The 15,929-nt window shown below is 45.7% G+C and carries 12 protein-coding genes; 5 read left to right on the forward strand and 7 right to left on the reverse strand.

Annotated elements, in window-relative coordinates; all coding sequences use genetic code 11:
- Positions 1–238: 238 nt before the first annotated feature.
- Entirely contained in the window at positions 239–1,075 is an 837-nt protein-coding gene (locus AC5JPT_RS08215; protein ID WP_493857749.1) for an alpha/beta fold hydrolase, read from the forward strand.
- A 95-nt stretch (positions 1,076–1,170) separates the two neighbouring features.
- Here AC5JPT_RS08215 and AC5JPT_RS08220 read toward each other — a convergent pair whose 3' ends face one another.
- Positions 1,171–1,407 (reverse strand): DUF1653 domain-containing protein, encoded by a 237-nt coding sequence (locus AC5JPT_RS08220; RefSeq protein WP_493857750.1) that lies wholly within the window; start codon positions 1,405–1,407, stop codon positions 1,171–1,173.
- Between the two features lie 71 nt (positions 1,408–1,478).
- Positions 1,479–2,693, reverse strand: coding sequence for a tyrosine--tRNA ligase (tyrS, locus tag AC5JPT_RS08225; protein ID WP_493857751.1), 1,215 nt, complete (start codon positions 2,691–2,693; stop codon positions 1,479–1,481).
- 143 nt (positions 2,694–2,836) lie between these two features.
- Here tyrS and AC5JPT_RS08230 point away from each other — a divergent pair, with 143 nt between their 5' ends.
- The 3 genes from AC5JPT_RS08230 to AC5JPT_RS08240 all read left to right on the forward strand — a co-directional run bounded on the left by AC5JPT_RS08230 (position 2,837) and on the right by AC5JPT_RS08240 (position 6,719).
- Positions 2,837–4,267 (forward strand): anhydro-N-acetylmuramic acid kinase, encoded by a 1,431-nt coding sequence (locus tag AC5JPT_RS08230; protein WP_493857752.1) that lies wholly within the window; start codon positions 2,837–2,839, stop codon positions 4,265–4,267.
- 153 nt (positions 4,268–4,420) lie between these two features.
- Positions 4,421–5,755, forward strand: coding sequence for a beta-ketoacyl-ACP synthase II (gene fabF, locus AC5JPT_RS08235; RefSeq protein WP_493858450.1), 1,335 nt, complete (start codon positions 4,421–4,423; stop codon positions 5,753–5,755).
- 130 nt (positions 5,756–5,885) lie between these two features.
- Positions 5,886–6,719, forward strand: a complete 834-nt coding sequence (locus tag AC5JPT_RS08240) for a hypothetical protein (RefSeq protein ID WP_493857753.1) — start codon at positions 5,886–5,888, stop codon at positions 6,717–6,719.
- A 130-nt stretch (positions 6,720–6,849) separates the two neighbouring features.
- Here the strand turns inward: AC5JPT_RS08240 and AC5JPT_RS08245 are convergent, their stop codons facing one another.
- From AC5JPT_RS08245 to AC5JPT_RS08265, 5 genes are all read right to left on the reverse strand, one after another.
- Entirely contained in the window at positions 6,850–8,667 is a 1,818-nt protein-coding gene (locus AC5JPT_RS08245) for an aminopeptidase P family protein (RefSeq protein ID WP_493857754.1), read from the reverse strand.
- A gap of 409 nt (positions 8,668–9,076) precedes the next feature.
- Positions 9,077–10,582 carry a peptide MFS transporter gene (locus AC5JPT_RS08250; protein WP_493858451.1) on the reverse strand — a complete coding sequence of 502 codons (1,506 nt, stop codon included), beginning with the start codon at positions 10,580–10,582 and terminating at the stop codon, positions 9,077–9,079.
- A 361-nt stretch (positions 10,583–10,943) separates the two neighbouring features.
- Positions 10,944–11,399, reverse strand: a complete 456-nt coding sequence (locus tag AC5JPT_RS08255; RefSeq protein ID WP_443526655.1) for a hypothetical protein — start codon at positions 11,397–11,399, stop codon at positions 10,944–10,946.
- 191 nt (positions 11,400–11,590) lie between these two features.
- The gene (gene lnt, locus AC5JPT_RS08260) at positions 11,591–13,165 is read right to left on the reverse strand and encodes an apolipoprotein N-acyltransferase (RefSeq protein WP_493857755.1); all 1,575 of its coding nucleotides are present in this window, start codon (positions 13,163–13,165) and stop codon (positions 11,591–11,593) included.
- Between the two features lie 292 nt (positions 13,166–13,457).
- Entirely contained in the window at positions 13,458–14,357 is a 900-nt protein-coding gene (locus AC5JPT_RS08265) for a CBS domain-containing protein (RefSeq protein ID WP_493857756.1), read from the reverse strand.
- Between the two features lie 264 nt (positions 14,358–14,621).
- Here AC5JPT_RS08265 and AC5JPT_RS08270 point away from each other — a divergent pair, with 264 nt between their 5' ends.
- Positions 14,622–15,902 (forward strand): Lnb N-terminal periplasmic domain-containing protein, encoded by a 1,281-nt coding sequence (locus AC5JPT_RS08270; protein ID WP_493857757.1) that lies wholly within the window; start codon positions 14,622–14,624, stop codon positions 15,900–15,902.
- Positions 15,903–15,929: the final 27 nt, after the last annotated feature.

Genomic DNA, 15,929 nt, shown 5'->3' on the forward strand with positions numbered 1-15,929 from the left:
TTTACACAACCGCTTTATAGTCACTACTATAACTTTACAACCTGTCATAGCAATTGTTTTGGGCTAATTCTATACTTAAAAGCTGATGCCAGTATCAGTGAATGACCACTCCTAGATTGCTAACTTTAGATCACTAGCTTTAAATAGTGACTACGAAAAATAATGACTATGAATAGCATTTACTGTTAAGCATCACTCCAAAAGCATATGAATATAATAATATCAAAAGGATAAGATAATGCCCTATGTCACTGTTGCAACACAAGACGATCAACCGGTTGAACTCTATTACGAAACCCAAGGTACAGGCAAACCTGTCATACTCATCCATGGCTGGCCACTCAGTGGTCGCGCTTGGGAAGCACAGCTACCTGCGCTAGTCGCAGCAGGCTATCAAGTCATTACTTATGACAGACGCGGTTTTGGTCAATCGTCTAAACCATGGAATGGCTATGATTACGATACGCTAGCCGAAGACTTGAAAGGGTTGATGGAGGCGCTCGATCTACAAGACGCGACCATCGTTGGATTCTCTATGGGCGGCGGTGAAGTGGCGCGTTATCTGGGCAAATACGGCTCCGAGCGTGTGAGTAAAGCAGTACTCGCGTCTGCGGTCCCGCCATATTTATTTAAAGCAGATGACAATCCTAATGGTGGTCTCGAAGAGTCAGATATTCAAGGTTTCTTGGATGGTGTCAGCGATGATCGTATTGCCTTTTTAAATGACTTTACTAAGAACTTCTTTACCCCAAAAAATGGTAAGTCGCTGGTCAGCAAGCCAATGCGCCTATACAATCGTGATATTGCCGCATTTGCTTCTGCTAAAGCGACACTTGATTGCGTTAAATCGTTCAGCTATACCGACTTTCGCGATGATTTAAAAGCGTTTGATGTACCAACATTGGTCATACATGGTGATGCCGATCAAATCGTACCAATCGAGGCCAGTGGTGAACGCTCTCACGATATGATTGCAGACAGTAGATTACATGTCATTGAGGGCGGTCCACACGGTATCAATGTGACCCATAGCGAAGAGTTCAATAAAGCATTGATTGCATTTTTGAACAACTAATGGCGCATCTATCTAAAACCTAGATATAAAACAAAAAAACGACCTCAACGGATCGTTTTTTTTGGGTGAAATTTCTCGTGCGTGGTGGTTCAGTACTAATCATTCAATGATTGAATCAACTCAAATCGTGGTACCTCTTTACCTTCAACGCTGACTGTTTCAGCAAACATCGCAAGCGGGCGTACCCACACCCCATACTCACCGTACAGACAACGATAGACTACGAGCGACTCTTCGGTCTCTGAGTGCTGCGCGGTATGCAATACTTGATACAAGCTGCCTTTGTAATGCCGGTAAATGCCTTGAGTTATAGTGGCTTGATTTGTCATCATTACAGTTTACTCTTTATATTGTGTTATTCACTCGCTATGACAGATTGAGCAGTCACTTAACCAACAAGCACTTAAGCAACAGTCACTTTCGCATAGGCTTTCTTGCCTGCTTGAATCACGACTGTCTGACCTGAGGTTAAGCTAAACCCACCATCAACCACCTCACCATCGACTTTTACCGCGCCACGCTTGACCATATCTTTGGCAGCTGCGCCGTTTTTGGCAAGCTCAGCTTGGTTTAGGATTTGCGCGATAAATAAGGCATCTTGACCTGCTTCAAGCGTTAATGTCACTTCTGGCAAGTCAACTGGTAGCTCACCATCTGCCAAGACATTACCAGCAGATTTGTGCGCATTGGCAGCGGCATCTGCATCGTGGAAACGCTCAATCAATTCCTCGGCAAGGATACGTTTGATTTCTTGTGGGTTGCGACCCGCTTCCATTTCCGCCATCAAGGCTTCGATCTGCTCCATCGGTTTGAAACTCAAAAACTCAAAGTAACGATGGATTAAAGTATCAGGCATCGATAGGATTTTTTGGTACATGGTACCTGGCGCATCATAGATGGCAACATAGTTATTTAGTGACTTAGACATTTTATTAACGCCGTCTAGCCCTTCCAAAATAGGCACTGTGATGCAGACTTGTTGCTCTTGATCATAGCGCCCTTGCAATGTGCGGCCCATTAGTAAATTGAAGGTTTGATCGGTACCGCCAAGCTCAACATCAGCTTTTAGCGCGATAGAATCATAGCCTTGCACTAATGGATACAAAAACTCATGGATTGAGATAGGCGTTTGCGAAGCATAGCGCTTCGAGAAGTCATCACGCTCAAGCATACGCGAGACCGTCTGCTGACTGGCAAGCTGAATCATGTCAGCGGCGCTCATGTCACTGAACCACTCAGAGTTAAAGACCACGCGCGTTTTTTCTTTGTCTAAGATTTTAAATACTTGCTCAGCATAAGTGGTGGCGTTGGCTTTGATTTGCTCATCGGTCAATGGCGGACGCGTAGAGTTCTTACCAGAAGGGTCGCCAATCTTGGCAGTATAATCACCAATAAGAAAATAAATCTCATGACCCAAATCTTGAAAATGCTTGAGTTTATTGATCAGTACTGTATGACCTAAATGCAGGTCAGGTGCCGTAGGATCAAAGCCTGCCTTGATACGTAGCGGGCGATTGAGTTTTAGCTTAGCCACTAAATCGTCTTCAGAGAGTATCTCTTGCGTACCGCGCTGAATAAGGGCCAGTTGTTCTTCTAGGGTGTAGGTTTTATCGGTCATGGTACTCTCTATATATTGCTGTCGTTAGGGTTTTTATAAGTGATTATTACCGGCTCGATACCTTATGACGTTTAGCAGCTCAAAAGGTAAGAAAAAATGCTAGAATTTGACGGATATACTAGCGTTTTTTAAGGTAAATTGCCATGACCAACCCCGCATCAACTACTGATACTGACCATAACGCCCTTACCGACTTGCTTATGAATAATGGTTTGGATGATAGTTCAGACGATATCGACGACTTAACCCATGATAGTTCGAACTACGCCACCCTGACCGACGCTCTTGAGCAAACAGTGTTTGAAAGCTTTGATGATGGCCTATATATCGGCATGATGTCAGGTACTAGTTTGGATGGAATGGACGCGGTTCTTTGCCAGTTCAATAACGACATGGCTGATAAAGAAAATATCTACAAAGAAAACACCATTGATGAAGATCATAGCCAACCACCAATGCAACTGCTCGCGACGTATAGTCAAGATTTTCCACCAAGACTGCGTGAAGTGCTACTGGGGTTATGTCAGCCGAATGGTGTGAATCAACTCGTACCGGAGGTCAATGAACCGAACAGTGAATTGGATTGGTTTGGCTGGGCAAGCCGCGCGTATGCAGAGTTCGCAAGCGAAGTGGGCAATACCTTATTGCAGCAATCAAATACCGACCCCGAATCGGTACTGGCGATTGGCTGTCATGGACAAACCGTCCGTCATCGCCCGCAAATGGGCTTTAGTTTGCAACTGGTCGACGCCAATATCATCGCTGAGCGTACAGGCATCAGCGTGGTCAGTGATTTTCGTCGTCGTGACATGGCAGTTGGTGGTCAAGGTGCGCCTTTAGTACCTGCGTTTCATCAGGCCTTATTTGCGACACCTGATAGCACACGCGTGCTCCTAAATTTGGGCGGTATTGCTAATATAACCGTCTTGCCAGCGTTAACTAATGGCGTGGACAGCAATCTAGATAGCAACCCAGATAGCGCAGATAATGTCATTGGCTATGATACTGGACCTGCTAATCTATTGTTAGATGCATGGACGGCGTTGCATACAGATAATGACTATGATGCAAAAGGCGCTTGGGCACAATCTGGTACCATCATTGAGCCACTATTACACCAGCTGTTAACCCATGCATTTTTTGCTCAGCCTCACCCCAAGAGTACTGGTCGTGAAGACTTTAATTTGGCATGGCTACAGGGTGAGCTACAGGCTTTTGAACAAGCCAATGCCAATGTCAGTTATTCAGCGGCTGATGTACAAGCCACTTTGACTGAACTAACCGCTATCAGTGCAAGCACGCAAATCAGTATGTTTACAGATACGGATAAAAACAGCTCGGTATACGTCTGTGGTGGCGGCGCACTAAATGATTATCTAATGGTACGTCTACAAGCTCATCTACCTCGCTGCACAGTACAAACCACTGATCATTTAGGGCTGGCGCCAACATGGGTAGAAGCCGTCGCTTTTGCGTGGTTAGCCCGTCAAACTATCATGGGTGAAACGGGTAATTTACCAGCAGTAACTGGTGCCAATAAAAGCGTGGTATTGGGTCAGGTCTGTTTTGCCTGACCAGTTATATTTTAGTTTACATACGTGCACCTATGTGTTTTATAATAACTTTTAAAATGCCATCCTCTTAGGACCCGTAAGTATAGGACATATCGTATGAGCCAACACAGCAGTTCACCTATTGACCAAGCCACCAATGATGACACAAACAATATGACCGCAGCACCTGTACATAAATCGCGTCAAAAACCACCACACTATGAGCGTTCTGATGAGACTCGCGTGGTGGTCACAGGGATGGGCGCCATCACACCGCTTGGTCTAGATGTTGATAGCTCGTGGTCCAAATTGCTCAATGGTGATAGTGGTATCGCACCGATTACTCATTTCGATGCCACAGGCTACCGTGCTCAGATCGCAGGCGTGGTCAAAGACTTCGATGCCAAACAGTATATGAGCGCCAAAGATGCCCGCCGCTATGATGAGTTTATACATTATGGGATTGCAGCATCTTCTATGGCATTGAAGCATGCTGGGTTTATTGATGAGATCGGTGCTGCTGATGCGCCAGTACAGGATGTGGAGCAAGATCGTTTTGGTATTATTTTGGGCTCAGGTATTGGTGGTATCCAAACCATCGAAAACAGCCGCGATACCCTACGTGAAAAAGGCGCAGCCAAGGTGTCGCCTTTCATCATTCCAGGATCTATTGTCAATATGGCGGCAGGATTGGTCGCGATCAAACACACCCTAAAAGGTCCGAACTTGGCAACATCAACCGCTTGTACCACTGCCACTCATGCTATGGGTTTGGCAGCGCGTTTGATTGCTTATGGTGATGCTGATGTCATGCTGGCGGGTGGTAGTGAAAAAGGCTCAAGCCCGCTTGGTATATCAGGGTTTAGCGCCATGCACGCACTCTCAACGCGTAACGATGAGCCGACCAAAGCGTCGCGTCCATTCGATAAAGGTCGTGACGGTTTTGTACTTGGTGATGGTGCTGGCGTGGTCGTATTAGAAAGTCTTGCTCACGCCAAAGCTCGCGGCGCGACGATATTGGCAGAGCTTGTCGGGTTTGGTATGAGCGATGATGCCAGTCACATTACCGCACCACCAGAAGACGGTAGCGGCGCTGCAAAAGCGATGCGAAATGCACTCAATGATGCGGGTATCGAGCCATCAAGCGTAGGTTATGTCAATGCTCATGGTACCAGTACACCTGCGGGCGACGTGGCTGAGTCCATTGCTATCGAAACTGTGTTCTTTCCTGTTAAAGACAGTATCTTGGTCAGCTCGACCAAATCAATGACGGGGCATTTGCTGGGTGCTGCTGGCGGGGTTGAAGCTATCTTTACTGTGCTTGCGCTACAAAACCAGCATGTACCACCGACGATCAACTTAGATGACGTCGAAGACAACTGTAACCTCGATTATGTGGCTAACCAATCGCGTAAGGTCGATAACCTACAGTATGCTGTCTCTAATAGCTTTGGCTTTGGCGGTACCAATGGGTCTTTGGTATTTGCACGTTGGCCTATCAGTCAATAACAGCCACCCATTTGCATCGCAGTGCATGATAATGATTGCGTTGTAACGCTGGTGTCAGATTGGCTACGTTTGTCCACTTGCAGCCCCTTATCGTACTTGCGTATGATAAGGGGTAATTTTTGGAACATTTATGGAAGATACCATGTCAAGCTACTCATTTTCCCATCAGTTTTATCAGCGTTGGACGTGCGCACCTGAGCCAGTACGCGCAGCAATCACTCAAGAGCTCAAAGACATCACTACCCTACTACAAGCTGACACTCCATTTGAAAGCTTTGAATTTAATACGCATGATTTGGACGCTCATGTGGACGAGCTATACGACAACTATAATGCCGAGCAAGCCATTGCTAAAGCGATTGCTGACAAACAAGAGCAAGCAGATGCAGCAGCCGAAAAACAGCGATTAGAAGAAGAACAAAAGAAAAAGGCTGAAGAAGCGGCACTCCAAGCAGAAGTTGAACTGGCTGAAATAGCTCAAACAGAACAAGAAAAAAATGAGCAGATAGCAGAAGATAAAAATAACACTGATGAAAAAGTTATCGCTACTAGCGTAGATAAAGTAAATGCTGATAAAGACAATCCAGTTACTGATAATTCTATTACAAAGACCGAAACAGCAGCATCAGAAACACAAAAGACTAAAAGTAGTGCTAGCGATAATAAAAATGCTGACCACAAAACTATTAACGAACAAACTCATGCTATTGGCGATAGTCATATTAAAGACATTCATCATAAAACCAGCACAGCGATTAACTTAGTCTTAAAAGACGCAAAATTAGACATAACGCATCAAGAGCTCATCCGCGAACTTGAAACGCAAGTCGATGACTATTTGAGTGAACAGATGATGTTATTATCTGAAAATCTAAAGTCTTGGCTACGTGCTGAAGTCACCCAGCATTTAAACGAACAGAATGATTCAACTGTCAATAACGAAGCTGCTAAGAGCATCCATTAATTTTGCTCATTTTCTAATATTGGACTTGCCGTTAGAAATAGCCGCTCAGCAGTAAGTAACGAACAATAAAAAGCCCCGTAAATCTTTACGGGGCTTTTTATTGTTTTTATTTAATGTTTTGAGCTCGGTATTAAATGGCTTTGGTACGTTCAGTCAACCATTCAAGCGCAGCGCCTTCGACCCGATCTTTTAGCTCTGTATAGACTTGGCTATGATAATCATTGAGCCAGTCTATCTCAGTTTTATCCAATAGTGACGGCTCAATCAGACGCGTGTCAATTGGGCAGTAAGTGATGGTCTCAAAGTTCAAGAATTGACCAAACTCTGTCTCAGTAGGACTAGCAACTGATGTGTTCACCACCAAGTTCTCGATACGGATACCCCATTTGCCTTCGCGGTACAGACCTGGCTCATTACTTGAAATCATACCGACTTTCATCGCGCGCTCTTTTGGAGTACTGGCACTATAAGCAATGACTTGCGGACCTTCGTGTACGTTTAAGAAATAACCAACGCCGTGACCGGTACCATGACCATAGTCCATCTGTGCTTGCCACAATGGTGCACGGCAAATAGCATCAATCAATGGTGAGGCAATGCCATCAGGAAAATGCGCACGGGCAAGTGCAATATGTGCTTTTAGCACTGTTGTAAAATCACGCTTGTGCTCAGCGGTGACTTGACCAATACCAACCACACGGGTGATATCTGTCGTGCCGTTCTGATACTGTGCACCTGAGTCTATCAGTAGCAATCCGCCCTCGCCCTCAGCCACATCAAGGTAGCTAAAGCTCTCTGGCGTCGCGCGGTAATGCGGCAATGCACCATTTTCGTTAAAACCTGCGATAGTCGGGAAGCTTGGCGACACATAATGCGGCTGACGACTACGTACCTCTATCAGCATGCTATCGACATCCAGCTCACTTAGACGCTCGCCTGTCGCTAGACGCTGCTCAAACTCAGCAAAGAACTCACTCAATGCCGCACCATCTTGACGCATCGCTTCACGCACATGCTCGATATCTGCGTCAGACTTCACAGACTTAAGCAGTGTGCTGGGTGCCATCTGTTCAATAAAACCAACATCATCCGCCATTTTTGAGAGTGTGCCAACGGCAACTTTGCTCGGATCTAATAGCAATAAATCGTCTGGTGTCAGTGCACCAAGTGCCTCTTGTACAGCCGAATAATCAGCCAAGGTGATACCGCTGTCTTTTAGACTCTGTGCTATGTCAGCACTGACTTTATCACTATCAACAAACAACGTCGCACGGTCTGCATCAATCAGCATATGTGATAAAAACACAGGATTATAATCAACATCAGCGCCGCGTAAGTTCGTCAACCAAGCGATGTCATCTAAGCTTGAAAGCAAATGATGGGTTGCTCCTGCCGCTGCCATACCTTCACGTACTGCGGCAAGCTTTGAAGCAGCAGACTGGGCAAGGAACTGCTCATCATGTACGTATAGCTTGGCAGCTGGTAGGGCCGGGCGATCTGTCCAAACGCTCGTCAATACATCACGCTCAGTGATCAAAGTAATGTCATTCACATCAAGGGCCTTGAGCAATCGGTCTTGCTCAGCGATAGAGAGCACATTGCCGTCTATTGCCACGCTATCCCCTTCTTGTAGATGTTCGGCTAACCAATCGATATGGTTTGGCTGACCTGGCGCAAGCTTCTCTAAAGTGATACCTGTACCCGCTAACTGATCAGCGGCATGTACCCAGTAACGGCTATCCGTCCACAGACCAGCAAACTCAGCTGTCACAACTAGCGTACCAACAGAACCGGTAAATCCTGATAGCCATTGGCGGGTTTGCCAGTACTCTGGTAGATACTCAGACAAGTGAGGATCAGCAGAGGGCACGATGATTGCGGTGAGATCTTGCTCTACTAAGCTCGTACGTAGGCTAGCTATCCGCTCGTGAATGGTTTGTTTTTTCATTGAATGTGTCCTTCTAGATGTTTTAAGAATATTATGATGGCGTGATTATTTACAATCGTCTTGTTCTAATAGTTATCTTGCTTGGGTTATTGATACCGCTTTGGTTTTAATAAAATATTTATTATCGATAGTAAGTGTTTAAGTAAGCACTTTCTTTAACTGTGTTTGCTTGATAGTTGCTTCTGCTTATTGAGAATATTTGATTGAGGTTGATATTGCGTCACTGATGTTTAGCGTGAGCTACCCTTAGATGTTTGGGCAGAGCGTAAGCTTTCAATGACTGATGCCAAATATCTCACCAAATAAAACAATAAGACGTGCTACCAGCAATGGTAACACGTCTCGTCATACGTCATTTATACTGTTGTTATTCGCGGCTATACCGGTCACTCAGCTCCATAGACGTCGCTTACTGTTTGGCCAGCTGCTTCTCACGCTCACTATCTCTAAGCATTTTGTTGATAGGTTTAGCAAGTGCTAGCAAAAACAATGCTGTCACCACCAAGAAAATAGTCATGGTAGTAAACAGTCCTGGTAATCCTTCGATTTTGTCAGCAGATACATGACCACCGAAGAACGCAGCAACCAAGTTACCCATGGCAATAGAAGCGAAGAACAGCCCCATCATTTGACCTTGCATGCCCTCTGGTGCCAGCTTAGTCATTGCAGATAATCCAACAGGACTTAATGCCAGCTCACCTAGCGTCAATAATAATAGACTACCTACCAACCATAGTGGCGATGCCAAGCCCGCACCAGGTGCTAAAATGCTTTTAGAGGCAAAAATCATCAAAGCAAAACCCGCAGCGGCAAGTAACATACCCAGCGCAAACTTTGCCATACTGCTTGGCTCAAGACCTCGGTTACCAAGCTTGACCCAAATAATGCTGACGATAGGCGCCAATATCAAAATAAACAATGGGTTCAATGACTGGAACCAGATACTAGGAACATCAAACCCTAAAACGTTTAGGTCGGTATAACGATCAGCAAATAAGTTAAAAGACGTGGGCTGCTGCTCAAAACTTGACCAAAACAGCGTTGAGCCGATGATTAAGACAAAACAAATCAACAAGCGTAATTTGTCCGTCTTATCGAGGCGCGGTGAGATAAACATGATCGCAAAATATAAGATGACTACCGCAGCGATAATATAAGTCATGTACTCTGCGACCATCTCAGGATTGAACGATATCATGCCAGTAGACACTAATAGCACTACAGCGACTAACAACGCGACAAACCCACCAACCCAGCGTCCAATGTTTTTATAGCGGTCATTGGAATGCTCCCATTCGGCGGAGATACCTTTAGCTGTGGCATAACGAGTTAGATTTTTTTGCGCGACAAAACGATAGATAAGCAAGGATACGAGCATCCCTAAACCACCGACGCCAAAGCCGACATGCCACATGCCTTTTTCTTTGAAGACACCAACGATCAGTGCCGCCAATAGCGCGCCGATATTAATACCCATATAAAATAAGGTAAAACCACCATCACGGCGAGAGTCCTCTTTAGGGTATAGCGCGCCAACCATTACTGAGATGCAGGTCTTAAATAATCCTGAGCCCAAGACGATACAGATTAGACCTACGAAGAACAATGTCATGCCAAACATGGCAGAAAGTGCGATACATAAGTGACCAAGAGCAATCACAATACTGCCCCACCACAGCGCACGCTCTTGACCAAGCCAGTTGTCAGCCAACCAACCCCCTGGTACCGCTGCTAAATACAACGAACCTGCAAAAATACCATAGATAGCAGAAGCCGTGACCTCACTAAAACCAAAACCACCACTACCCACAGTCGCAACCATAAATAGAACTAATAACGGACGGATACTATAGTAGGAGAACCGCTCCCACATTTCGGTAAAAAATAATGAGCGTAATGGCGCAGGATGTCCCATAAAGCCATTGTCTAGTGCTTGCAGCTCTGCTGCACTAGTACCTGTTTTTGATTCTGTACTCACAGCTTTATTCCTTTAAAGATTGTTTTTTTAATGACCAAATGCCCTATTATCCAGACAAGCGGTCATATAGGCGGAACATTGTTTCACTTGGCCATAATCAAGTAAAGAAATAATTGGTTAAAAATTACACAAATACCCATAAAAAAACCCGCTCTCAATGACTGAGAACGGGCTTTTTTATGGGTCTATCAACACATCTATCATATTGATATTACTAACAATCAGTATTTATACGACTGCTAACTTATAAAGTATTTTGCAATGTAGCTATTTACCTATCGAGTCACGACAGCAAACACTACTGTGCGGCGGCAGTATCGTCAGCGGTCGTGCCGGCATCGCCAGCATCTAAATCGCCATCTGCTTGCTCAGCGGTCAAGTCAGTGTCGGCAACTGCGGCTTGACTCACTGTACCAGAAGCTGTCGCTGTACCTGCTTCTGCAGTAACAATTGCGCTATCAGCGTCTGTCGCTGCTGCTGGTGTTACTGCTGCATCTGCAGCCGTATCAGGTGCTGCGGCATCTTCTGCAACCATCGCAGTATCTGTCTCAGCAGCTGTGTCTTCAGTCGCAATGGCTTCTGCCTCGTCTGCCGCCGCTGATGCTTCCGTTGACTCAGCAGTGATATGCTCACCTGCTGGACGCAAAAATGCAGAAACACCAATGAGTAAGACAATACCTAAGAACATGGCAATGCCGCCCAGAGTAAACAACAGCTCTTTTTTTGGATTGTTATTGACGATACCTTCTGACATACCTTATCACCTTGCACAAAATATTTGAAATATTGACCTATTATATCGCAATTTATACTGATTTGTGAAAACCCTTAAGTATTTAAAGGGTTTATTATCAACAATTGTACTACTCATTTTTGGTATATATAGCCATCATTCACCCAATTACCTGATTATCATAGGCTAGCACCATTGAGCGTGTATCGTTTTTACTTACCCAGACGTACTGGAGTCTTTGGACGCTTGCCCAAGTAACTCAGTATGAGTAATAGCGCCATAATAAATAAAATAGGATAATGACCAAAGCGCATGAATGGTGTGTTACCCACTCGTGCTTGCACCTCACCGCGTAATATCGTGCGCTCGAACTGTGGCGCGCGTTCTACGATACGACCTTTGTGATCGATGATAGCGGTCACACCTGTATTGGTCGCACGCATAAACCAGCGACCGTTCTCTAGTGCGCGCATCTGTACCATTTGCAGATGTTGTAATGGACCTGCTGACGTACCGAACCAAGCATCGTTTGAGATGGTTAATAAAAAGTCCGTACCAATCGCGTTTTTACGCGTCGTATCTGGATACGCGACTTCATAGCAGATGGCAGCACCTAAGCTATGACCACGCACCTGTAACGGTGATTGTTGGTCACTGCCTCGGCTATAACTCATAATGTCTTGACTACCAGCCAGATTGGGCAATATATCAAGCACACCTTGAAACGGGATGTATTCACCAAACGGTACTAGACGCTGCTTTTTGTATAGACCCTCTGCCTGAGCACCAAGCGCCACCACACTATTATAAAACGGCGCATACTTGTCTGTACTGGCATCAAACGCGGCTTCGTCTTTGTAGGGAATACCCGTCACCCATGTCGTATCCGTTTCTTTCGCCATCGCTACCATTTCATTGATGAAGCCAACTGCTTCTGTCTGAAACATAGGAATCGATGACTCAGGCCACAAAACAAGATCACGACCCCATTCGTCACGCGTCAAAGTAGCGTAGATTTTTAGGGTTTCAATCTGATACTCAGTGAGCCATTTTAGATCTTGCGGGATATTGCCTTGAATCAATGACACTGACAGATCAGGTGTACCTTTAGGCTTGGTCCATTGCGGATTGACCAACCACAGCGTAGTGCTAATAACCAGCAACGCAATCGATGGAATCATGTAACCGCCACGGCGACGCAGCAGCTCGACGATACTGGCAGCCAGTAGTATCGCTACAAAAGAAACCGTGAAGACACCCGCAACAGGGGCGAGCGATGACAGCCAATATTGTTCCGTAAAGGCATAACCAACGAAAAGCCAAGGAAACCCGGTGAACAGCCATGTTTTCAGCCATTCTTGAAGTATCCACAGTGCGGCAAAAGATAATGGCTGCTTGCCGACCACGCGATTGAAAACCAATGCCAAAAATCCGTGGAATAGTCCCATCCCAAGACCCATCAACGCGATCATAATCAGCGCAAGCCATACAGGGGTGGAGCCATAAACATGGATAGACGTATATAGCCAAAATGCCCCGACGCACCAAAGTCCTGTACCGTATGCCTGACCAATAACAAAGGCGCGGCGACCTGTCATCTCAGGCATCAATAGCGCATATAAAATAGCAGGTGATATCAGAGCGACTGGCCAAATACCATAAGGCGCGAGCGCAAGTATAAAAGCCGCTCCTGCCAGCAAAGACATCAGTGCCGCCAACCCTAGATGTAAGCCCTTTGGCTTCTCGGGGTTTAGGCGTTTTTGTAAATCAACAGTAGACAGGCGCATAGCAGTTATCCAAGACTATATTTTTCAAATATTTCACAGCTCAGCATTGAAAAACTGAAGCGAAATTAAGGCAAAGCTGGCCGCATGATACGTCATGCAAGACCACAAATAAAACCCACCCATGATACCAGTCAAAACCCATCAATGGGTAAATTTGCGTAGCGAAACCTCAAACTAGAAAGCAAAAGCTAGAAAGCAAAAAACACGATTTTTCATCGTGTTTTTGATTACAGTTACTAGCGACATCTATTGAGCACTCAGCTGCTAGGACATGGTTAATAGACTAGATAAGCTAATGGCTACCTATCAATATTTGCTGGTCTGCAGTGGTCTTGGTCAGCTCTAGGTTTTGGATAAATCGTCCTTCAACATCAGTGATTGTAATCTGCCAGTCATCTATCAACACACTCTCGCCTTCTAGGTCGCCGACATAACCAAGTGCTTGCATGACCAGTCCGCCCATCGTATCGACATCGGTATCATCGAAACGACTACCGAGCTCATCATTGCAGTCTTCGATGACAGTAGACGCTTGGACACGCCATGTGTTCGGCTTTTCTGGGTCTGCAACGATGTTGTTGATGTCGCTGTCTTCGTCAAAGTCATCATGTTCATCCACGATGTCACCAACGATTTCCTCAAGCAAGTCTTCCATGGTGACCACACCACCAAAGTTACCAAACTCATCGACGACAATCGCCATATGGACTTGCGTGCGCTGCAACGAGCGTAGCAAAGTATCTGAGCGCGCAGTTTCACTAATATAGAGCGGCTGACGTACTAGGTCTTTTAGGCGTTTGCTATCGATTTTGTCTTCTTGGTTACGCACCATATGAACCAAAATAGGAATCAAATCTTTGGCCAGTAAGATACCAATAACGGCATCATCATCTTGACTGTCAAAAACAGGATAGCGCGAGTGCGTGGTCTCAAGAATAATGTCCATCACTTCAGCAAGGCTGGTGCTCTCGTGCAGACCAATCACTTGCGGGCGTGGCGTCATGATTTCGCGCACTTGGGTTGCTGGTAGATCGAGTACGCCTTCTAGCATATCGACCGTATCAGGCTCTAAGAACTGGCGCGAGTCTTGTACCAGACGAATCAATTCGTCACGGGTCTCGGGGGCGGTCGATAGCCAGCGTTTTAAGCCGCGCATCGACCAACTACTCGGGCTGGGAGTGTCGTCAGACATGGTGGTGTGATTTAACCTCTTTAGTTAATGGCAATTAAAATAATCGTGAATAAAAACAAGTAGCGCCTAGATGGGGACAAAAGTAGCAAATAAAATGGCTGACTTATCATTAGTTGATGATTCAATCGTAAACATGCCAGCACAAATTAGCTTCACTTTATCGCAAGGCTCACCGACATTCAACGACAAATTCACTCAAATTGTATTGTCAGCGTGTTATAAACTTTGCTATGGTCAAAGCCTTTATTTAGCAAAACAAACCCTATGTCGCTACGTTCCCTTTTTTCCCGCTTGCTCTCGTCGCGTTCACGCCGCCATCCTAAGGGTCGTAGCGTGAGCGATGGCGTAGCAGATAGCAAACAGCCAAAATCCACATGGCGACATCGGATCGTGTCTTTTTTGATTGCCGTTACCCTGCTCTTATCCGCCGTGTGGTTACTGCTAGCGATTTGGTACCAGTACGGGATAGGCTCTATAGTGACCTGGCTTTCCACTATTATCATCGTAAGTCTATTAGGGGCATTGCTGAGCACCCGCTATTGGCGTGCTGTCAACAAAATACTGTATCGCCATAAATCAACTGACAACACAGTGATTCATAAAGCCGACGCAAACAAATGGCTCATCGGACTATACGGCGTGATTTGGTTTATGGGTGTGGGCTGGTTTTTTTCTATTGAGCCCAAGCAGGATCGTGACTGGATGGCTGAGGTCGATCAGCAAGTCGCTTATAAGCGTGATGCGACCAACCCTAATTTGATTACGTTAACCAATGTCCGCAACTTTGATTGGCGTACAGATACAGAAGCAACCGCGCACTGGGATACCCGTACGATTGATTTGTCCAAACTCTCAGGCATCGATGTGACCAACTCTTATTGGATGGGACCACTCATCGCTCATACTTTGGTCAGCTTTCGTTTTGAAGACGATAGACCACTTGCCTTCTCCTTTGAGATTCGTAAAGAAGACGGTGAGTCGTTTTCAGCCCTTGCTGGGTTTTTTAGGCGTTATGAGCTGAGCCTGATTGCGGCAGAAGAGCGTGACATTATCTATACTCGTAGCAACGCGCGCGGTGAGCAGGTCTATCTATTTCCCATCAGCAACTTGCAACAGCATGAAGTCAGATCATTATTTGAATCTTACCTGACTGCTATTGATGAGCTAAATAACCAGCCAGCTTGGTACAACACGTTGACGAGCAACTGTACCAATATTATCTTTTATATGGCGCGTATTATCAGTGGCGATCGCTTGCCATGGGATTACCGGATTTGGGTCTCTGGGTGGTTGCCCAACTATCTATACGATGTCGGTATGCTCGATGCGGCGCCCGAACAGCCCGATCAACCTTGGTCAATGGATACATGGTATGAGCGTACTCATATTAATCCAAAGTCGCTCGGTTTTGACAATCTGCACTCCATTGGCAATAGCCGTGCGTTCTCACAGCAAATTCGTCAAGACATTCCACTACCGCCACTCGCCCACTCTCAATCTAGTGCCGAGGCAAAAGCCAAGTCTACTGCTCAGGCGTCTAACTAAGTATCATCCAACGAATAAATGCAGAAA

The sequence above is a fragment of the Psychrobacter sp. H26 genome (assembly GCF_059073035.1).